Origin of the sequence: Pectobacterium brasiliense (assembly GCF_016950255.1) — a bacterium.
In the GTDB taxonomy this organism is placed as follows: domain Bacteria; phylum Pseudomonadota; class Gammaproteobacteria; order Enterobacterales; family Enterobacteriaceae; genus Pectobacterium; species Pectobacterium brasiliense.
Genome location: NZ_JACGFN010000001.1, coordinates 2662733 through 2686529 on the forward strand (window position 1 = coordinate 2662733; position 23797 = coordinate 2686529).

General features: G+C 52.3%; 21 protein-coding genes. 10 read left to right on the forward strand and 11 right to left on the reverse strand.

Going from position 1 to position 23797, the window contains the following annotated elements; genetic code table 11:
* Positions 1-18: 18 nt before the first annotated feature.
* From H4F65_RS11790 to lldP, 5 genes are all read right to left on the reverse strand, one after another.
* Positions 19-756 (reverse strand): 1-acylglycerol-3-phosphate O-acyltransferase, encoded by a 738-nt coding sequence (locus H4F65_RS11790; protein ID WP_010280241.1) that lies wholly within the window; start codon positions 754-756, stop codon positions 19-21.
* Between the two features lie 150 nt (positions 757-906).
* Positions 907-3177: a DNA topoisomerase IV subunit A gene (parC, locus tag H4F65_RS11795; RefSeq protein WP_010280238.1), complete on the reverse strand. Its 2271-nt coding sequence runs from the start codon at positions 3175-3177 to the stop codon at positions 907-909.
* Between the two features lie 186 nt (positions 3178-3363).
* Positions 3364-4497: an FMN-dependent L-lactate dehydrogenase LldD gene (lldD, locus tag H4F65_RS11800; RefSeq protein WP_010280236.1), complete on the reverse strand. Its 1134-nt coding sequence runs from the start codon at positions 4495-4497 to the stop codon at positions 3364-3366.
* Positions 4494-5270, reverse strand: coding sequence for a transcriptional regulator LldR (gene lldR, locus H4F65_RS11805; RefSeq protein WP_010280235.1), 777 nt, complete (start codon positions 5268-5270; stop codon positions 4494-4496). The genes lldD and lldR overlap by 4 nt, the downstream gene beginning before the upstream one ends.
* Complete coding sequence (gene lldP / locus H4F65_RS11810) at positions 5267-6922, reverse strand: L-lactate permease (RefSeq protein WP_010280234.1); 1656 nt, start codon at positions 6920-6922, stop codon at positions 5267-5269. The genes lldR and lldP overlap by 4 nt, the downstream gene beginning before the upstream one ends.
* A 730-nt stretch (positions 6923-7652) precedes the next feature.
* On the opposite strand from lldP, the gene H4F65_RS11815 reads away from it, so the two are divergent.
* The 7 genes from H4F65_RS11815 to H4F65_RS11845 all read left to right on the forward strand — a co-directional run bounded on the left by H4F65_RS11815 (position 7653) and on the right by H4F65_RS11845 (position 14248).
* Entirely contained in the window at positions 7653-9203 is a 1551-nt protein-coding gene (locus H4F65_RS11815) for a BglG family transcription antiterminator (protein WP_010280232.1), read from the forward strand.
* 49 nt (positions 9204-9252) lie between these two features.
* Positions 9253-9732 (forward strand): PTS sugar transporter subunit IIA, encoded by a 480-nt coding sequence (locus H4F65_RS11820; protein WP_010280230.1) that lies wholly within the window; start codon positions 9253-9255, stop codon positions 9730-9732.
* 13 nt (positions 9733-9745) lie between these two features.
* A complete protein-coding gene (locus H4F65_RS11825; RefSeq protein ID WP_010280229.1) occupies positions 9746-10060 on the forward strand; it encodes a PTS fructose transporter subunit IIB in 315 nt (104 codons plus the stop codon).
* Positions 10061-10085: 25 nt separating this feature from the next.
* Positions 10086-11177, forward strand: coding sequence for a PTS fructose transporter subunit IIC (locus tag H4F65_RS11830; protein ID WP_010280227.1), 1092 nt, complete (start codon positions 10086-10088; stop codon positions 11175-11177).
* An 11-nt stretch (positions 11178-11188) separates the two neighbouring features.
* Positions 11189-12040 carry a class II fructose-bisphosphate aldolase gene (locus H4F65_RS11835; protein ID WP_010280226.1) on the forward strand — a complete coding sequence of 284 codons (852 nt, stop codon included), beginning with the start codon at positions 11189-11191 and terminating at the stop codon, positions 12038-12040.
* 89 nt (positions 12041-12129) lie between these two features.
* Positions 12130-12990 carry a ketose-bisphosphate aldolase gene (locus tag H4F65_RS11840; RefSeq protein WP_010280225.1) on the forward strand — a complete coding sequence of 287 codons (861 nt, stop codon included), beginning with the start codon at positions 12130-12132 and terminating at the stop codon, positions 12988-12990.
* A gap of 214 nt (positions 12991-13204) precedes the next feature.
* Positions 13205-14248, forward strand: a complete 1044-nt coding sequence (locus tag H4F65_RS11845; RefSeq protein ID WP_010280224.1) for a hypothetical protein — start codon at positions 13205-13207, stop codon at positions 14246-14248.
* A gap of 97 nt (positions 14249-14345) precedes the next feature.
* On the opposite strand, the gene parE is transcribed toward H4F65_RS11845, so the two are convergent.
* The 5 genes from parE to nudF all read right to left on the reverse strand — a co-directional run bounded on the left by parE (position 14346) and on the right by nudF (position 18910).
* Positions 14346-16241, reverse strand: a complete 1896-nt coding sequence (gene parE / locus H4F65_RS11850) for a DNA topoisomerase IV subunit B (RefSeq protein WP_010280223.1) — start codon at positions 16239-16241, stop codon at positions 14346-14348.
* Between the two features lie 84 nt (positions 16242-16325).
* Positions 16326-16907, reverse strand: a complete 582-nt coding sequence (yqiA, locus tag H4F65_RS11855; protein WP_010280221.1) for an esterase YqiA — start codon at positions 16905-16907, stop codon at positions 16326-16328.
* Complete coding sequence (gene cpdA, locus H4F65_RS11860) at positions 16907-17734, reverse strand: 3',5'-cyclic-AMP phosphodiesterase (protein WP_010280220.1); 828 nt, start codon at positions 17732-17734, stop codon at positions 16907-16909. The genes yqiA and cpdA overlap by 1 nt, the downstream gene beginning before the upstream one ends.
* A gap of 107 nt (positions 17735-17841) precedes the next feature.
* A complete protein-coding gene (locus H4F65_RS11865; protein ID WP_010280219.1) occupies positions 17842-18273 on the reverse strand; it encodes a DUF1249 family protein in 432 nt (143 codons plus the stop codon).
* A 4-nt stretch (positions 18274-18277) separates the two neighbouring features.
* On the reverse strand, positions 18278-18910 hold the full coding sequence (gene nudF / locus H4F65_RS11870) for an ADP-ribose diphosphatase (RefSeq protein ID WP_010280218.1): 633 nt from the start codon (positions 18908-18910) through the stop codon (positions 18278-18280).
* A 336-nt stretch (positions 18911-19246) separates the two neighbouring features.
* Between nudF and tolC the strand changes: the two genes are divergently transcribed.
* The 3 genes from tolC to H4F65_RS11885 all read left to right on the forward strand — a co-directional run bounded on the left by tolC (position 19247) and on the right by H4F65_RS11885 (position 22755).
* Positions 19247-20638: an outer membrane channel protein TolC gene (gene tolC / locus H4F65_RS11875; RefSeq protein WP_010280217.1), complete on the forward strand. Its 1392-nt coding sequence runs from the start codon at positions 19247-19249 to the stop codon at positions 20636-20638.
* A gap of 270 nt (positions 20639-20908) precedes the next feature.
* Positions 20909-21583, forward strand: a complete 675-nt coding sequence (locus tag H4F65_RS11880; protein ID WP_010280216.1) for a DUF1190 family protein — start codon at positions 20909-20911, stop codon at positions 21581-21583.
* Between the two features lie 11 nt (positions 21584-21594).
* The gene (locus H4F65_RS11885; RefSeq protein ID WP_010280214.1) at positions 21595-22755 is read left to right on the forward strand and encodes a glutathionylspermidine synthase family protein; all 1161 of its coding nucleotides are present in this window, start codon (positions 21595-21597) and stop codon (positions 22753-22755) included.
* A 68-nt stretch (positions 22756-22823) separates the two neighbouring features.
* Here the strand turns inward: H4F65_RS11885 and ygiD are convergent, their stop codons facing one another.
* Complete coding sequence (gene ygiD / locus H4F65_RS11890) at positions 22824-23609, reverse strand: 4,5-DOPA-extradiol-dioxygenase (RefSeq protein ID WP_010280213.1); 786 nt, start codon at positions 23607-23609, stop codon at positions 22824-22826.
* Positions 23610-23797: the final 188 nt, after the last annotated feature.

Consider the following 23797-nt stretch of genomic DNA (forward strand, 5'->3'; position numbering starts at 1 on the left):
TAACTCGATGGGGTAAGTTTATTTTTTGTCTGCGGCTTCGCGCGCCGCGACTTCCGCATCCAGCTCCGCAATCTTGGCCGCCATCACATCATGACAGTGTGCAGCCAGCTCGCGAACCTGATCTTTGGTATATGCGCGGGTATCAATCGGCGGCAACATTTCTACGATAACGAGTCCGTTATTCCAGCGGTTCAACTTCACCTTGTTGCTGGTCGTAGAAACGCAAATCGGCACAATCGGCACCTCTGCGCTAATCGCAGCATGAAAGGCACCCGTTTTGAATGGCAGCAGGCCGCGTCCACGGCTGCGTGTACCTTCGGGGAACATCCAGATAGACGTGTTGCGCTCTTTAATATGCTTCACGACCTGGGCAATGGTGCCATGCGCTTTAGTACGGTTTTCACGATCAATCAGCAAGTTACCTGTCAGCCAATACAGTGGCCCGAAGAACGGGATCCACAGCAGGCTTTTCTTGCCCACAGTAACGGTACGAGGCTGAACCGCGCTGGATACCGTGACCATATCGTAGTTGTTCTGATGATTCGCGATATAGATGCAGTTGCCGTAATGCGCAGCTTCTTCCGGTATCCGCATTTCTACTTTCAGGCCAAACACCACGGACAAGCGACCAAAAAGATGGCCGAAGGTCGCGACATGGCGGGGATTTCGAGGGCTGAACAGGCAGTAAAACAAGCCAAAAATACAGATCAAAATCGAAAAGATAACGACAATAAAAAAACGCAAAATGGATAACATAGCAACCTCATTAGCCGACAGCCGCCGCTAGTATAGCGATTTCGCGCTAAAACACACGGTGATTCAATTTGCTGCAAGATGGCAACCGGAAACTAAAGAAAGGCGGTATAACACCGCCTTTCTCAACATGCACATGACAATATAGAGGAATTATTCTTCGCTGCTGCCGGTGCTAATCTGCTGTGGTGCATCCACCTCAATTCGGTCAATGCGCTGTAGCCCACGCAGCAATGTGCCTTTCCGCCCACGCTCTCCTTGATACTTCTGAAGCTCGTTTGGACGCAGCACCAGCTTACGCTTACCGAAGTACAGCGTGACGGAAGCCTGTGGTGGAAGCAGATACAGCCAGGTCAGACGGTCTTTACCCTCCGCAAAATCAGCCGAGGAGATAGACACAATCTTGTTACCCTTGCCTTTCGACAGCTGTGGCAGATCGGAGACTGGGAACAGCAGCATTCTGCCTGCGGCGGTGATCGCCATCAGCAGATTATCGTCGCCTTTGATCTCGATCGGTGCGAACGCCTTCGCGTTATCCGGCAGCGTAATAATCGCTTTACCCGCGCGGTTACGCGCCACCAGATCGTTGAAGGTACAGACGAAGCCGTAGCCCGCATCGGATGCCATCAGCAGCGGCTGATCGTCTGCGGCCATCAGCACCTGTTCAATCGTCGCGCCCGGCGGCGGCGTGAGTTTGCCCGTCAGCGGCTCACCCTGACCGCGCGCAGAAGGCAGCGTGATCGGATCCAGCGCATAGCTACGACCGGTGGAGTCAATGAACACCACGGGCTGATTGCTCTTACCTTTCGCGGCGGCGCGGAAGCTATCGCCCGCTTTGTAACTCAGTCCGGCAGGATCGATGTCATGCCCTTTCGCGCTCCGTACCCAGCCCATTTCTGACAGCACAATGGTAACCGGTTCGGACGGCACAAAGTCGTGCTCACTCATCGCTTTCGCTTCGCCACGTTCGTGCAGCGGTGAACGACGTTCGTCACCATAGGCTTGCGCATCCGCCTGAATTTCTTTCTTAATCAGGTTGCTGAGCTTACGGTCTGACGCCAGCAGCGCTTGAAGCTGATCGCGCTCTTTTGCCAGATCGTCCTGCTCACCGCGGATTTTCATCTCTTCCAGCTTGGCCAAATGACGTAATTTCAGCTCCAGGATCGCTTCAGCCTGCGTTTCACTCAGGCTGAACTGGCGCATCAGAACGGGCTTCGGCTCATCTTCCGTGCGGATGATATGAATGACTTCATCAATATTCAGGAACGCGATCAGCAAGCCTTCAAGGATATGCAGGCGCTTGAGCACTTTTTCCAGGCGGTAGTTCAGACGGCGGCACACGGTGTCGCGACGGAATACCAGCCATTCGCTCAGGATCTCGACCAGCCCTTTCACGCTCGGGCGACCATCCAGACCGATCATGTTCATGTTAACGCGATAGCTTTTTTCCAGATCGGTCGTGGCGAACAGGTGGTTCATCACCTGATCCATATCGATCCGGTTTGAGCGTGGCACCAGTACCAGACGGGTTGGATTCTCGTGATCGGATTCATCACGCAGGTCTTCGACCATCGGCAGCTTCTTCGCACGCATCTGGCTGGCAATCTGCTCCAACACTTTGGCACCGGAAACCTGATGTGGCAGCGCGGTAATCACGACATCACCGTCTTCTTTCTTCCACACCGCACGCATACGCACGGAACCACGGCCATTCTGGTAGAGTTTGCGCACTTCATCGCGCGGCGTGATGATTTCAGCTTCTGTCGGGAAATCCGGCCCTTGAACATGCTGCAATAACTCGTCCAGCGAGGCTTTCGGGTTTTCCAGCAGCATGACCGCGGCGGCGGCAACTTCACGCACGTTGTGCGGCGGTATGTCCGTGGCCATCCCGACGGCGATCCCGGTAGTGCCGTTCAGCAGAATGTTAGGCAGACGCGCAGGCAGCATCTTCGGCTCTTGCATCGTGCCGTCAAAGTTCGGGGTGTAATCGACCGTGCCCTGCCCGAGTTCAGACAGCAGCACTTCTGCATATTTGGAGAGCCGCGATTCGGTATAGCGCATGGCGGCGAAGGATTTCGGGTCGTCCGGCGCCCCCCAGTTCCCCTGACCATCCACCAGCGGATAGCGATAAGAGAACGGCTGCGCCATCAGCACCATCGCTTCATAGCAGGCGCTGTCGCCGTGCGGGTGGTATTTACCCAGCACGTCACCCACGGTACGGGCGGATTTTTTAAACTTGGCGCTGGCATTCAGTCCCAGCTCAGACATCGCATACACGATGCGACGCTGCACAGGCTTCAGGCCATCGCCAATGAACGGCAATGCCCTGTCCATGATGACGTACATGGAATAATTTAGGTATGCATTTTCGGTAAACGTGCGCAGCGCAAGGCTTTCTGCGCCGTCATGAGTCATCTCACTCATTTATCTCACTTCCCTCACATCGCGGCGCGATGGTTACGCTTTCCGGCACGCCATAGCGGCGGTATGTTTGGCGGGAATAGTACCTTATCTGATGAGGTGATGTCACAGAGAACAATGCCACAAAACAAGGGGAAACCTGCCTTTTATCGCTAGACCGACGTAGGCGTGGCCCCCTACAGATGAAGGCTATCGCACCAGAGAATCGCGCGTGATTGTTTTAATAGACTTCGCTCCTGTCAGCGTCATCGCCACCCTCATCTCTTTTTCAATCAATGTCAGCAGATTGGCGACGCCTTCACGACCATGTGTAGCCAAGGCATAAAGATACGCACGCCCAAGTAAGACGCTATCGGCCCCCAATGCAATCATCCGAACCACATCCAAACCATTGCGAACACCGCTGTCCGCCAGAATAGCGATATCCCCTTTTACCGCATCGGCGATAGCAGGCAAGGCTCGCGCCGAGGAGAGCACGCCATCCAGTTGGCGCCCACCATGGTTAGAAACAACAATACCGTCTGCGCCGAAACGTACAGCATCACGAGCATCCTCTGGGTCGAGAATACCTTTGATCACCATGGGGCCGTCCCAAAATTCACGAATCCATTCCAGATCTTTCCAGGAAATAGAGGGGTCAAAATTTTTCGCCAACCAACCAATATAATCTTCCAACCCGGTCGGCTTACCGAGATAAGCTGAAATATTACCCAAGTCGTGTGGGCGTCCATTCAGCCCGACATCCCAGGCCCACTGCGGATGCGTTGCCGCTTGCCAGTAACGACGCAGCGCCGCATTCGGACCACTCATACCGGAATGCGCATCACGATAACGTGCCCCTGGCGTCGGCATATCGACGGTAAACACCAGGGTAGAACACCCCGCAGCTTTCGCGCGCTCCAAGGCATTACGCATGAACCCGCGATCGCGCAATACATAGAGCTGGAACCACATTGGCCGTTTAATCGTCGGCGCCACTTCTTCAATCGGGCAGACGGAAACGGTCGACAACGTAAAGGGAATGCCTTTAGCATCCGCAGCCTGTGCGGCCTGCACCTCACCACGGCGAGCATACATACCGCACAGGCCTACAGGTGCCAGCACCACTGGCATTGACAACGTTTCGTTAAATAGCCGGGTCTCCAGCGAGAGAGCGGACATATCGTTGAGAACACGCTGGCGAAGCGCTACCTGTGACAGATCTTCCACATTGTGGCGCAGGGTATATTCCGCATAGGCACCACCGTCAATGTAGTGAAACAAGAAAGGAGGCAGGATGCGCTGCGCTGCTGCCCGATAGTCGCTTGCTGCTGAAATAATCATTCGTTGTTCTCCTTAGGAATATCCATTTTATCATCTGGCAAACGGGTAATTCGCGCCTGCCGGGCAAGATCCTCATCAAAACGTTTAATCGTCGTATGGACGAAACCGAGATGGTTCATCATTGCCTGCCGTGCACCGTCGGCATTACCGGCGAGAATGGCATCCAGTATGATCTGATGCTGCTCCGTCAGTTTTGCGAATACCGGTGGAACAAGGTACATACGCTGGCGGCTCTGCTTCACGGAAGATTGCAGCAGTTCAAAGAAACCACGCATGGTCTGAAGCAATACAATGTTATGGGATGCTTCAGCGATAGCGAGGTGAAAACGCACATCCGCGCGCGAAGCAAGTTCAGGGTCTTCACTTTGCGTGGCTTCAAAACAGAGACGGATTTTTTCTTTTTCCTCCTCCGTTGCACGCATCGCGGCATGCCATGCAGTGCTGGCCTCAATCGCGTATCGGGCTTCCAGGATGTCAAAGCTGTAATCTGGATCGTCCTCCATTAACGTTTTCAGCGGCTGTACAATATTTTGCTCAGACCAGGGATCATGCTGCCAACGGACAAAGGTACCGCCGCCACGACGGCTCACCAACAGGCCTTCACTTACCAACTTAGCCAATGCTTCTCGCAACGAGTTGCGAGAAACACCAAGTTGTACCGCTAGTTGGCGTTCTGCGGGCAACCGCGAACCCGCCTCCATATTTTGTGTATTAATCAAGGCACGTACACGATCCGCAACATCGTCCGTCAAACGTCTGGGCATCACTATCATGGGATCATCCAGGTAAAAACGTAAGCCTGAAGCGTCGTGATCACACCCACAATACAAGTGAAGATCAGACTGTGTTTTACAGTGAAACGGAATAAATCCGACTCTTTGCCGATCAAACCGACTGCTGCGCAGGCAATTGCAATAGACTGCGGAGAAATCATTTTTCCGGTCACGCCTCCCGTGGTGTTCGCCGCCACCAGAAGTACGTCTGAAACACCAATTTGCTGTGCGGCCGTTGCCTGTAACGCGGCAAACAGCGCATTCGATGACGTATCAGAACCTGTCAGAAATACACCGAGCCAACCAAGGAACGGAGAGAAGAACGTGAAGGCGCTACCAGTATGTGCCAGTGCAAGTGCCAACGTGGACGATAAACCGGAATAGTTTGAAATAAACGCGAATGCCAACACCATTCCAATTGAATAAATCGGCAATGCCAGTTCTCTCAGCGTACTGCCAAAGGTGGATATCGCCTCCTTTGGCTTCATACGTAGCCATACAATAGACAGGATCGCCGCAAACAGAATGGCGGTCCCCGTAGCCGACAACCAGTCAAATTTATAAATTGCGGCATATGGCGTGGGTTCGCCAACCACCGGCGGCATACGGGCCACCATGTTGTCGAGGAACGGTACAGAAATATTGATAACCAGATCGTACAGCGCGCCGCCTTTTGCAAATAAAGCCTTAAACGGCGGCACGCTCCAGATGGTAACCGCCGCGGTGAGGAATAGAAAAGGCGACCAGGCACGAATGATCTGTCTAACCGTGTAGTGAGTAGGTGTTTGCGTTGACTCAGTTTTTGACGCATCAATATCGTCAAAGCGGAAAATGCGTACGGGTTGCCAGCGCTTCAAAAATAGCGTCAAGCACACCAGCGATACGAGTGAGGAGATAATGTCCGGCAATTCTGGGCCAAGAAAGTTAGAACTGAGAAACTGAGCGATGGCAAAGGAACCACCAGCAACAATGACGGCGGGCCAGGTTTCTTTTATACCCCGCCAGCCATCCATAATCGCCATAATCCAAAAAAGGACAATCATCGTCAGGAATGGCAACTGACGGCCTACCATTTTGCTAATTTCGAAGCTGTCCAGCCCCGTCACCTGACCCGCAACCAGAATCGGAATCCCCATAGCACCAAACGCGACTGGCGCAGTATTTACTATCAGACACAGTCCGGCCGCGTACAGCGGGTTGAAGCCGAGGCCAACCAGCAACGCGGCGGTAATCGCCACGGGTGCGCCAAAACCGGCGGCCCCTTCCAGAAATGCACCGAAAGCGAAGCCAACAATCAGCATCTGCAAACGTTGATCGGGTGTAATCGACAGTATCGACGAACGAATGACATCGAACTGTCCGGTTTTCACCGAAATTTTATAGACAAATACCGCCGCGATGATAATCCATGCAATCGGCCATAGCCCGTAGAAAAAGCCATAGAACAGGGAGGCGAACGCTTTCTCCACAGGCATGTCGTAAAGGAACAATGCGATGAGCAACGCGATAGCCACTGTCCAACTGGCAGCAACATAGCCTTTCAGCTTGAGCTTAATTAAGGCAAGGAAAAAGAACAGGATTGGCAGTAATGCGATCAGACTCGACAACCAGATATTCCCAATGGGATCGTAATTTTGTTGCCATATGTTCATGCAGGTCTCCACGGGCCATAAAAAATCACGGTGAGTCTTCGCTCATTTCTACACTGCGCGATTTGTAAAATTGGCCCTTCCAATTTATGTTGTAGGGGAAATGACAACAAATAGTTAATTGCATGTTGACCAAAAGCAATAATTATGTGATTCATTTTCGCGATATTGTGAACAAATAAACGTATTCGACGATTATTGGTTGGGCCAATAGTGAAGTGAGATGGACTGCAACAGCGTTGCCTTGACAGCGGCTATGTCAATCCCAGCAGCGCCGTGCATATCGCTGAAACATCAAGATACACAGGGAAACCATCGGGGGATCCGCCTCTGCGAGAACCCCCACTGTCTTTTTCTCTGACGCTGTCTTCTCCCTAACGTCAGACTTATGTGAACAATAATCCCCGTTTGATTTTTTATTCCCCTAACACGACTTTCTCAGATTATTTTTTTCTACACGACTCAGCGAAATAATTAATATGCAGAGGAAATCAGGGTTATCAGCATCGATAACGTGATCGCGATCTCAATTAATATTCCGTCAGCACCATGTTTTAATTTTGTCCTATTCAGCGGACAGCATTTAGTATTGTCCCTATCGACTATCACGACTAGATTAATCACTACAGCATTCTATTTAAATAAACGCACAGAGAAAATAAAACAGGAAATTATTTAGAAAAAGTTATCAATTCGATAAGCATCAGAAAATCTAAAAATTCATGAGGGTAATATGATGCAGCCACTCACCTCTCGCCAGAACCGTTTATTGAAATATCTGTTACAACACCAGGGATATGTAACGGTTAAAGATATTGCACATTACCTGGATGTGTCGGAAAAAACTGTCTATCGTGATATGCAATTTGTTGAAGCCTTCCTTTCTGTCTGGAATATTTATCCAGACAAAAAGGTCGGTGCGGGAATCATGTTAACCACGGATGACGACAGACACCTCGCGTTGCTGGAACAGCAAATTGTCGTGGACGACGGGGACACCGATGCCCTCATCAACAATGCTCGCCGCGTCAAAATTGCCTCGCAGCTGTTAAGCGATACGCCTCATGAAACGTCCATCAGCAAGCTGTCAGAACGCTATTTTATCAGCAGCGCCTCTATCGTTAACGATCTGAAAATCATCGAAAGCTGGCTACATCCACTGGGGCTGGCGCTGGTGCGCAGTCAGAGCGGCACACACATTGAAGGCAGTGAAAATCAGGTGCGTCAGGCGATGGCCTCGCTCATTAATGACGTAATGCACCATAAAGAACCCGGCCCGCTTAGCCATTCTCGTCTCGACCCCGGCAGCTATAAGGCGCTGATTAATTATTTCGGTGAAGAAGACGTGTCCTTCGTCGAATCGCTGTTACAAGGCATGGAGGGGCAGCTTTCTTATCCGCTCGGCGAGCCTTATTACATCAACATTTTCACGCATACTTTAATTATGATGCACCGGATTGCGCAGGGGAAAGCGTTAATGATGGCGGAAGAATCCGTTCATCAGCAGGTTGATAATCGCATCTTCTCTGTCGCTCAAAATATGGTGAGCCAAATAGAGCAGCGAGTCGAGAGCACGCTGCCTTCGGATGAAGTCTGGTTCATTTATCAATATATTATTTCTTCGGGCATTGTGATGGAGGAGCGGGAAAATAACCAACTGCTGCGTTATCAATTCTCTAACGGTGAATCACGCAGAATAACGCGCGCCTTGACACAGATATTTTCTGATTTAATCAATATCGACCTGCGCACGGATAAGTTATTACATGAAGGATTGCTTATTCACATTAAGCCGTTGCTGAACCGTATGAAATACCAAATACATATTCGCAACCCGTTATTAGACGATATCAAAAGCGAATTTGTCGATATTTATGAAATGACTCAGCAAGCCATGAGTGAAGTCTGTCAGCGGTTTCAATTAAAACCGGTCGCTGAGGATGAAGTCGGCTATTTGACCATTCATTTTCAAGCCGCATTGGAACGCCAAATTGCGCATAAACGTATTCTGGTGGTGTGTTCCAGCGGTGTCGGAACGTCGCATCTATTGAAAAACCGTATTCTGCGCGCGTTTCCTGACTGGATTATTGTTGGCGTGATCTCGGCCAGCAATATGCAAACGTTTTGCCAGCAGGAAGAAATTGAGCTGATTATTTCCACGATTCATCTGGAAGAACAACACATTCCTGTCGTCTATGTTTCTGCCTTTTTTAACGACGATGACATTAAGCGCGTGACCGAAAAAGTTATCACTAATCAGCTGCATCAGGCCGTCCCTCACTGATTTCTCGGCCGAACGTTAATTTTTTAATTTTATAGATGAGGTGTGCTCAATGGATATCAATAAAATACTGAATGCCAATCGCGTGAAGTTAAACATGTCCGCGACCAATAAAGATGAAGCCATTAATGAATTAACCGATCTGTTGTATGCCGATGGCGCTATTACCAATAAACAGGATTTTATTCACGATGTCTGGTTACGTGAAGCCGAAGGCTCAACCGGTTTTGAAAACCATATTGCGATCCCTCATGGGAAATCCTCCGCCGTCAAACAAACCACGCTCGCGATTGGCCGCACCCGTCAGGATATTCCCTGGGAGACGCTGGACGGTAGCCAGGTTCGCTGCATCATTCTTTTTGCCGTGCGTCTGGAAGATCAGAACACGACACACATTCGCCTGCTGTCTCAGGTTGCCAGTGCACTGGCCGATGATGAGGTGATTGCTCAACTGCTGGACGAATCCGATCCCCATAAAATTATTCGGCTGTTTAGTCAGTACGCAGAAACAGCGCCCGTCACTCCGACATAAAACGAGGCTCAAAATGAATATTGTTTGTGTTGCCGCCTGCACGGCAGGCATTGCGCATACCTATATCGCACGCGAGAAACTCATTAAGGGTGCGAACGCCTTAAATTACGCCATTAAAGTGGAAACCCAAGGCACCATTGGTACGGAGAATGAATTAACGCCCGAGGAGATAGCCGCAGCCGATGTCGTTATTTTGGCTATCGATATCAAAATAACAGGCGAAGAGCGATTTAAGGGTAAACCCGTCGTTCGAGTAAAAACGGAGGTCGTTATTAAATCTCCAATTAAATTTCTGGAAAAAGTCGCTAGTTCTTTAGCGGGTGCCTGAATAGCTAATTTTCGGGGTAATCATAATGAACACCAGAAAAATCACCGTTGGACAGGAAATAAAACGGCATCTCCTTACCGGTATTTCCTGGATGATCCCGCTCATTGTCGCCGCCGGGATCTGTATTGCCCTCGGTCAGGTGATCGGCGGCCCGGATGTCGGCAAGCAAACCGGCAGCATCGCGTGGATGCTCAACCAGATCGGCGGCTGGGGCATGGGGCTGATTGTACCGCTGATCAGCGCCGCTATCGCTTACTCCATTGCCGATCGTCCCGGCTTCGCTCCCGGCCTGATTGTCGGCTTTATCTGCGGTCAGATTCAAACCGGGTTTATCGGCGGGATTCTCGGCGGCTTCTTAGTCGGCTATACCGTGCTGCTGCTGCGTCGCTACATCAAGCTGCCCACCTCGATGCAGGGACTGATGCCTGTCATGATCCTGCCGCTGCTCAGCACCATTATCGCCGGGCTGCTGATGATGACGTTTATCGGCCAGCCCATCGTCTGGCTGCAAAAAGCGCTGATTCATCTGCTGGAATCCATGCAGGGCGGCTCGAAATTCCTGATGGGGGCGATTTTGGGGGCGATGGCAACCTTCGATTTCGGCGGACCGGTGAACAAGACGATGTCGCTCTTCGCGGACGGCATGCTGGTCGATGGCATCTACGGACCGGAAGCCGTCAAATTTGTCGGCTCAATGATTCCGCCTTTCGGCATCACGCTGTCCTTCCTGCTGACCCGCTACAAATACACCCGCGCTGAAAAAGAGGCGCTAAAAGCCGCCTTCCCGATGGGGATCTGCATGATTACCGAAGGGGTGATCCCGATTGCCGCACGCGACTTGTTCAGGGTGGTTGCCAGCTGCGTCGTCGCCTCGGCCATTGCGGGCGGACTCATCATGGTCTGGGGCGTGGAGGCGCCCGTGCCACACGGCGGCATGTTTGTGGTTCCGCTGTTTACCAAGCCGCTGATGTTCTGTCTGGCGCTCGGTATCGGCACGGTCATCTGCGGCGTGATGCTGTCGCTGATTAAGAAACGCGTCACGCAGGCAGATGAAGAGTTCGACGACGTTGACGACAGCAGCGTTCGTGACGAAGACATTAAATTCACTCTCGAATAACAGGAGCCGCCATGTATGCCGCAATGAAAACCCTCATTGATGACGCGTATCAACAGCAGTATGCCGTGCTCGCCATCAACTGTTTCAATCTGGAGACCGCACGTGCGGCCATAGCCGCCGCCGAGCAACAGCGTGCGCCGCTGATTCTTAATGTGTATCAGGGCCACAGCACGCACTTTCCGCCGCACCTCGCGGTGCCGCTAGTCAACGCGCTGGCCGAGCAGGCCACCGTTCCAGTGGCGCTCAGTCTGGATCACGGCACAGCTTTCAGCCTGATTGGGCAGGCGTTCCGCGCCGGCTTTACCGGACTGATGATCGATGCCTCCAGCCATCCGCTGGCGGAAAACATCCTGCGCACAAAGCAGGTAGTCACCATCGCGGCGACCGCAGGCGTCTGTGTGGAAGGCGAGCTTGGGCATATCGCCGATGCGCCCGTCTACGACCAAGAGGATGCCGCAGTGAAAATGACACAGGTGGAAGACGTCATTCCCTTTATCCGGCAAACCGGTATCGACCTGCTTGCCGTGTCGGTCGGCACCGCCCATGGCATTTATCCACCGGGGGTGACGCCACGGATTGATTTTGAGCGTCTCGAAGCCCTGCATCGGGAATCGACCGTGCCGCTAGCGCTGCACGGCGGTAGCGGCACCAAGGCCGACGATATTCGCCGCGTCAGCCGTCACGGTGTCGCCAAAATCAACGTTGGCGCAGCCGTTTTTGAAGCAGGAAAAACCGTGTTGCAGCGGGCGCTGCATCAGCACCCAGCGACAGAGCTGTCCGACCTGCTGGCGACGATGGAATCCGCCTGCCGCGATGTGGTCGCCGATTATCTCAGTTGGTCCGGTTCCGCCAACCAAGCCTGATCGTTCGTCCTTTACCGACTTTCGCCATCAGTGGTTTTCCACTGGTACAGGAACATTTTGCCCTTTATCCGACACAGGAGAGACATAACATGTTGATTTCAATGACCGATATCCTTAAGCCCACGCGTGAACATCGCTTCGCTATCGGCGCCTTTAACGTGGCCGACAGCTGCTTTATCCGCGCCGTGGTGGAAGAAGCCGAAGCAACGAATACTCCAGCCATTATCTCTATCCACCCGAGCGAGCTGGAATTCGTGACCGATGAATTCTTCGCCTATGTGCGAGAAAGAACATTGCGTAGCCCGGTGCCGTTTGTCATCCACCTCGATCATGGCGCGTCGATCGCACACGTCCTGCGCGCTATTCAGTGCGGATTTACCTCCGTGATGATCGACGGTTCGCTGCTGCCTTATGAAGAAAACGTGGCGCTTACGACCGAAGTGGTGAAGCTGGCACATGCCGTTGGTGTTTCCGTGGAGGGGGAATTAGGGACGATTGGTGATACTGGCACCACGATAGAAGGCGGCGTTAGCAAAGTGATCTACACCGACCCCGAGCAGGCGGAAGATTTCGTCAACCGGACGGGCGTTGATACGTTAGCCGTCGCTATCGGCACCGCGCACGGTATCTATCCCAAAGACCTGAAGCCAGAGCTGCAAATGCATATCCTGCGGGATATCTCGCAGCGGGTCTCGATTCCGCTCGTCCTGCACGGTGGTTCCGCCAACCCAGACGCCGAAATTGCCGAAGCGGTAACGCTTGGCGTGGGCAAAATCAATATCTCCAGCGACATGAAATTCGCCTATTTCCAGAAAGCGCGGGAAATCCTCAGCCGTGAAACCTGGTGGGATCCGAATGCCATCTACCCAGAACCGATTAAGGCGGCAAAAGAGGTGATTCGCTACAAAATGGCGCTCTTCGGTTCGACAGGCAAAGCCGATTTATATTGATACCCAATGCGTCAGGTTGGCATGTTCACGAAACCAATCTGGCGCTTCACGATAAAAACAACATATTAATAGTGCTAATTAATTTTATTAACCTAATTCTGAAAATCAAACGTTCTGTCTTTTCAACCCCGTCTATACTTTAATTATTTTAATCAAATAGCTTTCCAGTGTCATTTACTAACGACATGAAATAGTAGACAAAAAAGGGGATTTTATGAACGCAACAGCTGAACTTTACGAATCAAAGAAGATTTCATGGGGCAGTATCATCGCTGGCGTTGTCACCGTATTAGCCGTTTCTTTACTGCTTTCCACATTAGGCACAAGTTTCGGCCTCGCCATTGTCGATCCTTTATCGGATGAACCGGTCAGCGGCGTTGGCACCACCGTTCTACTGTGGTCGTCTTTATCTATTATCATCAGTTTGGCTGCGGGCGGATTTATTGCGGGGAGGCTGGCCGCGATTGATGGCATCATTCATGGTTTTATGGTCTGGGCAACAACACTGCTCGTGGCCGTGATTCTCGGCGGGATGCTGATTGGCGGTACACTGAAAGCAACGGGTAATGCACTAGGCTCTGTCGCTTCTGCGACAGGTAGTGCGCTGTCCGGCGCAGGTTCGGCCGTGGGAGGGGGTCTTCAAGGGCTGGCGAATCTTGGTTCTCAGGCATTTGGTAACATTGAACTAGATTCTTCATTACAACCGGAAGAAATCACTCAGGAAGTTGCCAACGCGCTGCGTAAAAGTGATATCGACTCCCTCCATCCTGACTATATGAAACAACAGTTGGAGGCCGCGAAAAAAGATATTAGCACAGCGGTGAAAGCCATCGCGGTAAACGGTGAAGACAGTGAAAAAGTGATTCAGGACCTTCTGGCCAAACTAAAAAAACGTGGTGAAGCATTAACTCAGGATGTCGATCGTGACAGCCTGACCAAAACGCTAGCGGATAATACCAGCCTGTCACAGGACGAGGTGAATAAAACCGTCGATAATCTGATTGCCGCGAAAAACAAAACCGCTGAGTTAGTGAATACCCGCTTGCAGGATGTCGAAGCCAACATTGAGCAGGCAAAACAGCAGTATGAGGCGCTAAAACAAAAAGCACGTGAGCAAGCTGCAGAAGCCGCCGCCGCAGGTGCGAAAGCCGCGCTGTGGTCCTTCTTTGCGCTGTTAATTGGTGCCATCGTCAGCCTGTTTTCTGGTCTATGGGGGGTTAAAACCAGCGCACGCTATCGCCACACTGCACAAGTATAGGGATGAACGCCGCGTGATAGTGTTTGTCACAAGACAGTAAAAAAACGGCCACGAAGATAACCTAGTGGCCGTTTTTTATCGGATAAATACACCGACGTTAGACCTCGATCTCCGCCTTGTCGCCCTTCTCTTGCAGCCAGTTGCGGCGATCTTCAGAACGTTTCTTCGCTAGCAGCATATCCATCATCGCCATCGTCTGATCGACATCGTCTTCGTTGATGGTCAACTGCACCAGACGGCGAGTGTTGGGATCCAGCGTGGTTTCACGCAGCTGTAGCGGGTTCATTTCGCCCAGACCTTTAAAGCGCTGTACGTTAGGCTTGCCTTTCTTGCGCTTAAGCTGTTCCAGCACGCCCGCTTTTTCCTCTTCGTCCAGCGCGTAGTACACCTCTTTGCCCAGATCGATACGGTACAACGGCGGCATGGCAACATAAACGTGCCCGCCCTGAACCAGTGCCCGGAAATGGCGGACAAACAGCGCGCACAGCAGCGTCGCAATGTGCAGACCATCGGAATCCGCATCCGCCAGAATACAGATCTTGCCGTAACGCAGTTGGCTGAGATCGGCGCTGTCAGGATCGATACCGATCGCGACTGAAATATCGTGTACTTCCTGCGACGCCAGAACCTCATCGGAGGACACTTCCCAGGTATTCAGGATCTTACCTTTCAATGGCATGATCGCCTGGAATTCACGTTCGCGCGCCTGCTTCGCCGACCCGCCCGCCGAATCCCCTTCTACCAGGAACAGCTCCGTCCGGTTAAGATCCTGCGAGGTACAATCGGCCAGCTTGCCAGGTAGCGCTGGCCCACTGGTCAGCTTTTTACGCACCACTTTCTTGGCGGCGCGCATACGGCGCTGAGCGCTGGAAATCGCCAGCTCGGCCAACTGCTCCGCAGCCTGTACGTTCTGGTTCAGCCACAGGCTGAAAGCATCTTTCACCACGCCGGACACAAACGCGGCGCACTGGCGAGAAGAAAGGCGTTCTTTGGTCTGCCCGGCAAACTGCGGTTCCTGCATTTTGACCGACAGCACGTAAGCACAGCGTTCCCAGATGTCATCTGCACTCAGCTTCACACCGCGCGGCAGAATATTGCGGAATTCACAGAATTCACGCATCGCATCCAGTAGTCCCTGACGCAGGCCGTTAACGTGCGTCCCGCCCATTGGCGTCGGGATGAGGTTAACGTAGCTTTCCGTCAGCAGCTCACCGCCTTCCGGCAGCCAGAGCAGCGCCCAGTCCACGGCTTCCGTATCGCCAGTAATCGACCCCAGAAACGGTTTTTCCGGCAGCGTGATCAGACCATTTACCGCCTCGCACAGGTAGTCATTCAGGCCATCCTGATAGCACCAGCGCTGCTCGGTGTTGTTAACTTTATCTTTGAAGATGATTTCCACACCAGGGCATAAGACCGCTTTGGCCTTAAGCAGATGTGTCAAACGGGAGACGGAAAAACGGGCGCTGTCGAAGAATTTTTCATCCGGCCAGAAATGCACGCGCGTTCCGGTGTTACGACGTCCGCAGGTGCCGGTCACGGTGAGTTCCTGCACTTTATCGCCGTTTTCAAACGCGATGTCGTACACCTGACCATCGCGCTTAACGGTAACTTCAACGCGGGTAGACAGGGCGTTCACCACGGAAATCCCTACGCCGTGCAAGCCGCCCGAAAACTGGTAGTTTTTACCGGAAAATTTGCCGCCTGCATGCAAACGACACAGGATCAGTTCAACGGCGGGTACGCCTTCTTCCGGGTGGATATCCACCGGCATCCCACGACCGTCATCAATGACTTCCAGCGACTGATCGGCGTGCAGAATCACATCAATTCGGCGTGCATGACCCGCCAGCGCTTCATCAACGCTGTTATCTATGACCTCTTGTCCCAGATGGTTAGGACGCGTGGTATCGGTGTACATTCCCGGACGACGGCGCACCGGTTCCAGTCCGCTGAGTACTTCAATCGCATCAGCGTTATAACTTGATTGAGCCATAGTTTGCGTTAATTCTTTGAGTTCAGTGAATGGTGTTTAACGAACCGCTTTCGGCGGATCGTTTTTCAATGCATAGGTGGCGATTCAGTCTGTCGTGAGCCCTAAAAAATTCACAATCGGTGCGAAAAAGTGCTCAAATCCGACAAAGGCATGATTGCCCCCTGACTCCACAGTTTGACGGCAGGCCGTGTAATACGCGACTGCCTGACGATAGTCCAGAACCTCATCCCCTGTCTGCAACAGCAGCCAGAGCAAATCCGGCGATTCCAGTCGGTCAACCTGCATGACCTTCAGATCGTAAACGTGCCGAGACTCTAGCACATATTTTTCACCGGTGTAGGGGTTCTGATATTCGCCAAGATGGTCCAGCAACAGTTCAAACGGCTTCACCGCAGGGTTCACCACCACGGCAGGCAGCATAAAACACTGGGACAGCCAGGTGGCATAATAACCACCGAGGGAAGAGCCAACAATGCCCACCGGACGACCGGCCCGCTCCATAATCAGCGACTCCATCATCTCAGCCGCCTCTGACGGATACGGTGGGAGCTGTGGAATCACCATATCAATTTCAGGATGCTGCTCTGCCAGCCACGTTTGCAGAGCCGTCGCTTTCGCCGACTGTGGCGTACTGTTGAAGCCGTGCAGATAAAGAAGCGTTGGCATTAGTAACCGTCCGAATCCATGTCAGGCAGGAATTCGCTGCCTGAGAGGCGATAGACCTCGGTTTCCAGACGGCCATCCGGCAGCAGGTCCAGATAGCGCCAGCCCGGTGCCACGTCATCAATGGTGAAGTTAGTACAGTGCGGTTTGAACTGTACGCAGGTCGACGGCGTGGCCAGCAAGCGGCGGCCATGCCAGTCAAAATCCATCTCCTGATGAATATGACCACACAGCACGGTGTTCACCTGCGGATAGCGATCCAGCACCGCAGACAGATTATGTGCGTTACGCAAGCTATGCTGATCGAGCCAGGTACAGCCAGAAGGATGCGGATGATGGTGCAGCAGCAGCAGCGTAAAGCGATCGGGCTGACTTTTCAGACTGCGCTCCAGCCATTCAAGCTGGTATTCGCTCAGCTCTCCGTGTGGGACGCCGAACACCTGACTGTCCAACAGGATGATCTGCCACTTGTCGCCCAGCAGCACATGCTTGGACGGTGCAATACCGGCGTCAGCCAGCGCATCGACCATCGCCGGTTGGAAATCGTGGTTACCCGGGAGCCATACGCAAGGTGCAGGGATCTGCGCAATCCCGCGAGAGAAATGGTGATAGGCTTGCAGCGTGTGATCCTGCGCCAAATCGCCCGTCGCGACGATCAAATCAAACGCATCCTGCCGAGCCTGGATGGCATTCAGCACAGCGTGATAGCTACGATAGGTGTTGATACCCAGCAAGGTTTCATGCTCGCCCGCAAAAAGATGGGTATCTGTTATTTGTAAAATCCTGACTCTGGCGCCACTCGCCACAGGCAGTGTCAACAGGCTTTCCAAATGGTGTCCTTGGTTACGTAAATCTGTCTCTACCCGTCATCTTCCAAATTGCAGAATACGCTGCCTTCCCTTGTTGGTTCGACTGTCGTCGTCCTGCGTCTTGAAATCTATTGGGTATCAAAAACCGGTATCGACATCGAACCATACGCCAAACAATACTTTAGCCAATCAGCAAGAAACTGATTAATTTGATGCTTTTCGTCACGTTGATGTAACTTCTTATTAGGATAATCATAACGTGCTTTGAAGCGAAAGATCTGCTGGCTGGCACACACTTCCGCAACCAACGCATCATGATACAACCTAACGCTCATCATTGGCAGGCTCCAGTAACTGACAGTGGGCGCTGTCTGCTTAATTTCCACCAATGAGGTATAGCGAGTAGACTCAAGAATCGTCAGTTGATAGACCGCATTATTGACGTGATAAACCGCGATTTCGCCGACTTCATCAATTTTTGGCAGCAAACGCCGCAATTGCATGAAGTTGGTTTCACATAGCCTCATCATGGCCGGGAAATCCGGAGTATAACGTTTCATAAATTCAATCCACCCACTCACGTTTCAGTTCTTCATGGTGCAACGCCAACCATTGCAAGGCAATGACAGACGCCGCGTTATCAACGATGCCTTCTTCAACCCATTGATAACTTTGTTTACGGCTCACCACATGTACGCGGATATCTTCATTCTCTTCCGCCAGACCGTGGATACCTTTCGCAGTACGCGTATCCACTTCGCCCACGATCACCGCCAGACGCTCGCTGGTGCCGCCGGGGCTGGCAAGATAGCTGATTATCGGTCGGCAACGGCCAACCCTTAATCCGGCTTCTTCCTCTGCTTCGCGCCGCGCCACTTCTTCATGGCTTTCTCCTGGCTCAATCATGCCAGCCACCAGCTCAAACAGCCAGGGAGACGCGCTGGTGTCGTAGGCAGCGATACGAATCTGTTCGATTAATACCACTTCATCACGCACCGGATCGTAAGGCAGTAACACCACGGCATGGCCACGTTCGAAGATCTCACGGCTGACCTCACCGCTCATGCCGCCATTAAACAAGCGATGACGGAAACGGTAGCGCTCCAGCGAAAAAAAACCGTCGTACAGCGTTTCGCGTGCAATAATTTCTACATCATCTTTGGTGAAAGTAACCGGACCGGATACGGAAGACGCCATGGCTGTACTCCTGTAACAAGTATTAATGGAATCCGGTATTGTATGGCGGAATCCGCTGTCATTATACTCATCATTGTTTTTGAACGTTTATTAGGCGTGACGTCGGCCAAGTGAGGGGATTCTCACCCATCGCATCACTTTTCGGTGCCTTACTGAACAGAAAAACGCCGCACTGAATCATCCAACAGGTCAATTTACCTGGACCTGTGGGCATATTCCGCTGAAAGATGGCACGTTCAGCTACCTTATCCTATTGGCAGATTCTGATAGAATCGACAATTATTCGTCTACAGACAGCGCTACCATAGCGAGATTGCTGCACAACAAGGAATGCAAATGAAGAAATTGCTCCCTCTTCTTATTGGTCTGAGCCTGGGTGGTTTTAGCGCCATGAGTCAGGCGGAAAACCTGTTACAAGTCTACCAGCAGGCAAAAAGCACCAACCCTGATTTACGCAGCTCTGCGGCAACCCGCGACGCCGCGTTTGAAAAAATTAATCAAGCGCGCAGCCCGTTACTGCCTCAACTTGGTTTAGGCGCTGACTATACCTATAACAGAGGCTACCGTGACAGCAAAGGCGTAGACAGCAACGTCAAGGGCGCTTCACTGCAATTGACCCAGACCTTGTTCGACATGTCTAAATGGCGTGCGCTGACGTTGCAGGAAAAACAAGCGGGTATTGAAGACGTTACCTATCAGACCGCTCAGCAAAACCTGATGCTGAACACAGCAACCGCCTATTTCAACGTCCTGCGGGCTATTGACTCGCTGTCCTACATCAATGCGCAGAAGCAGGCGATTTATCGCCAGTTGGATCAGACCACACAGCGTTTCAACGTGGGTCTGGTTGCGATTACCGACGTCCAGAACGCCCGTGCACAGTATGACAGCGTGCTGGCAAATGAAGTGTTGACCCGCAATACGCTGGATAACGCGTTAGAATCACTGCGTCAGATCACCGGCAATTTCTACCCACAGCTGGCCGGTCTGAACATCGAGCGTTTCTCCACCCAGAAACCTGAAGCGGTTAATAACCTGCTGAAAGAAGCGGAAAATCGCAACCTGAACCTGTTGTCCGCACGTTTGAGCCAGGATTTGGCACGTGAGCAGATTCGCTCCGCCGAAACAGGCTACATGCCGACGTTGGATCTCACCGCATCGACGGGCGTGAGCGATACCCGCTATTCCGGTTCACGGACAAATAGTGGCAACTTCAACGACAGCGACGCCGGGCAGCACAAAGTCGGCATCAACTTCACCCTGCCACTCTACAGTGGTGGCGCGACTAACTCTCAGGTGAAACAGGCGCAGCATAGCTATGTTAGCTCTAGTGAGTTACTGGAAAGCGCACACCGTTCTGTGATCCAGACAGTCCGTTCATCGTTTAACAATATTTCTGCGTCCATCAGCAGCATCAATGCTTACAAACAGGCGGAAGTGTCTGCACAAAGCTCTCTGGATGCAATGGAAGCGGGTTATCAGGTAGGCACGCGCACCATCGTTGACGTACTGGATGCCACCACTACGCTGTATAACGCCAAACAGCAGCTCTCTAGCGCTCGTTATGATTACCTGATCAATCAGCTAAACATAAAGTCCGCACAGGGCACGCTGAGCGAAACCGATCTACAAGCGCTGAATGCGTCACTGGGCCAACCGGTATCCACCACGCCAGCCGTAACTGACAACAGCGCCCCGCTGACCACTACTGCCTCGGCGCAGCGTTAATCGGTAGCCGCGTTTGAAAGCATCAAATACAGGGGAACCACGGTTCCCCTTTTTTATACCCGTGCTTTTTCCACAAAATAACGCGACAGCACCAGAAAGCAGGAACCACCTTCTTTCGCTATAAAGCGAAACGTTGCACAACAGAATGTATAGCAACGTAAAGACACCTTCAGTTACACCTATTGCCGCTTTAAATTCAAGCAGCCTTCCCCTATTCTTAGGCACACTTATTTGTTATTGGCCGTGATGCTTTGCTCTGGGATAAACACGATGAAACGTACAAAAAATATTAATCAGGAAACGTTCCGCAAGGAATGGCGGACGCACCGTCTGGCACCTGTTGCTTTGGCCGTCAGCGCCGTATTTTTCCTCGCGGGTTGCGAACAAACCGATGAAACCGTCTCCCTCTATCAGAATGCGGATGATTGTTCGTCAGCGAACCCGTCAATGGCTGCCCAGTGCACCACTGCATACAATAATGCGTTAAAAGAAGCAGAAAAAACGGCACCAAAATACGCAACGAAAGAAGACTGCGTAGCGGAATTTGGCGAAGCGCAGTGTACTCAAACGCCTGCACCAGCACAGGCCGGTATGGCAGCAGAATCTCAGCAGGGCGGCGGTATGTCCTGGATGCCGTTGATGGCCGGTTACATGATGGGCCGAATGATGGGTGGTGGTGCCGGTTTCGCACAGCAGCCGCTGTTCAGTCCAAAAACGCCAGCCAGCCCGGCCAATGGCCAGTTCGTTGATGCCGCTGGTAAAAACTACGGCAACGCGACAACAGGCCGCACGATGACCGTGCCGAAAACCGCACTGGCACCGAAGCCTGCAACGACCTCAACCATCACGCGTGGTGGCTTTGGTGAAACCGTCGCGAAGCAAAACAGCATGCAGCGCAGCAGCGCCAGTTCAAGTTCCAGCTCTTCCCGTAGCATGGGCGGCTGAGGACGTATTAGATGAAGCGGATAGATATTACAGCGCGTCCTGACTGGCAGGAAAAAGCCACCGAATTTGGTTTTCGCTTCCACACCATGTATGGCGAGCCCTACTGGAGCGAAGAGGCTTACTACCAGTTCACGCTTGCTCAGATCGAAGAGCTGGAAGAAGCCACAGCCGAGCTGCACCAGATGTGTCTGCAGGTGGTGGAAAAAGTCGTCAACAGCGACGCTCTGCTCGCCAAATTCCGAATTCCCAAACACACCTGGGAATTCGTCAGACATTCATGGCGCACCAATCAGCCTTCGCTGTATTCACGCCTCGATCTGGCATATGACGGCAAATCCCCAGCCAAGCTGCTGGAGAACAATGCGGATACGCCAACGTCTCTGTACGAAGCGGCCTTTTTCCAATGGCTTTGGCTGGAAGATCAAATCAACGCCGGAAACCTGCCGCAGAATTCAGACCAGTACAACAGCATTCAGGAAAAGCTGATCGAACGCTTTGAAGAGCTAAAGCTCAATCACGGCTTCGGCCTGCTGCACTTCGCCTGCTGTCAGGATACGGAAGAAGATCGCGGCACGGTGCAATACCTTCAGGATTGTGCGCTGGAAGCCGGTCTGCCGAGCGAATTTCTGTACATTGAGGAAATTGGCCTCGGTGAGAAAGGCCAGTTCACCGACCCTGAAAATCAGGTAATTGGTAATCTGTTCAAGCTGTATCCGTGGGAGTTCATGCTGCGCGAGATGTTTTCCACCAAGCTGGAAGATGCGGGCGTGCGCTGGCTGGAACCGGCCTGGAAAAGCATTATTTCCAATAAAGCGCTGCTGCCAATGCTGTGGGAAATGTTCCCGAACCATCCCAACCTGCTTCCTGCCTATTTCGCGGAAGATGAACACCCTGAACTAGACAGCTACGTCATTAAGCCGCTGTTTTCACGCGAAGGGGCGAACATCCAGATCGTCGAAAATGGCAAAGAGATTGCGTCAGCCGACGGCCCTTACGGCGAAGAAGGGATGATCGTCCAGCAGTACCATCAACTGCCAAAATTCGGCGACAGCTACACGCTGATTGGTAGCTGGCTGGTAAACGATCAACCTTGCGGTATCGGCGTACGTGAAGATCGCGCCCTGATCACTCAGGATCTCTCGCGCTTCTATCCGCATATCATTCTGGATTAAGCCGCAAAATTGAAACTAATAAGGCACGGTGAAAACCGTGCCTTCTCATTTCTGCCACAAAAAGCGGATTATCCCACCTGCACCGACAGCATACTCAGCGAACCCATTTCAAGCCCATCGACCGGAATGCCGATCGCCTCTTTACCGTCCCAGCTTCCCAGCACATAGAGCAGCGGGAAATAGTGATCGGGCGTCGGGTTGGATAATGCGGCACCGTCATGCTGCATAAAATTAACCAGCGGATGGTCGTCGCCCTGATAAGTCAGGTTATCACGCACAAATTGATTGAACGAAATGGCCCACGGATACGGCTCAGCGTCGCCGTCCCATTTCACCATCCGCAGGTTATGCACGACGTTGCCACTCGCCACAATCATGAAGCCTTCATCACGCAGGGCTGCCAGTTTGCGCCCTAATTCGTAGTGATACGCGGCAGGCTGCGTGCCATCCACGCTCAGTTGCACAACGGGAATATCCGCATCGGGATACATCTTGATCAGCACACCCCAGGAGCCGTGATCCAAACCCCATTGGCTCTGATCGGCGGTAACGGGATACGGTGCCAGCACCTGTTGGATCCTCGCCGCCAATTCAGGCGAACCGGGTGCCGGATACTGGGTATCAAACAGCGCCTGTGGGAAGCCGCCAAAATCATGGATGGTGCGTGGGTTTTCCATCGCCGTTACGGCGGTGCCACGGGTATACCAGTGGGCAGAAACCGCGATAATCGCCTTCGGACGCGGCAGCGTCTCACCCAGCGTTTGCCATGCCTGCGTATACACATTGTTTTCCAACACGTTCATCGGGCTACCGTGGCCGAGGAACAGTGCAGGCATCCGGGAAGTGTTGTTCATAGTCATATCCTCTGAAAGATGTCAGCGAGCGTGCAGCCGCACGCGATAGCCTTACTTTACGCGCTTTATGACACAGAAAAAGTCAGAGTTATGTGATGGAGAACATCAATTAATTTGAAAGGTATGGCATACATGGCAGGATGAAAGAAAAAGCCTCCTGCCGAAGCGGCGGTTTTATGATGAAGGGC